This window comes from Chitinimonas violaceus (assembly GCF_052601015.1).
In genome coordinates, this window is sequence record NZ_JBQXDJ010000284.1 from 1 (window position 1) to 255 (window position 255).

Consider the following 255-nt stretch of genomic DNA (forward strand, 5'->3'; position numbering starts at 1 on the left):
TTAATGCCTGTGTCAGCAGGCTACCGTCCTTACGGGGTTCACTCCAGATGCTGAAGTAGGCGTGGACGGTACGCCACTTTGGGAACTCGCTGGGCAACATGCGCCACTGGCAGCCACTCTTGAGTAGGTAGAGGACGGCACAAAATACGTCGTATAGGTCGACTCGGCGAGGACTGGTTTTTTTACGGGCGTTTTCCAGCAAAGGGCGGATGGCTTCGAATTGTTCGCGACTGATATCGCTGGGGTAAGGGGTTC

At 55.3% G+C, this 255-nt stretch carries 1 protein-coding gene; it reads right to left on the reverse strand.

Annotated features, from left to right (window positions below):
• Positions 1 to 255, reverse strand: a 255-nt coding sequence (locus ACUHMQ_RS21655) for a transposase (protein ID WP_445297428.1), incomplete at both ends; no start/stop codon positions are given.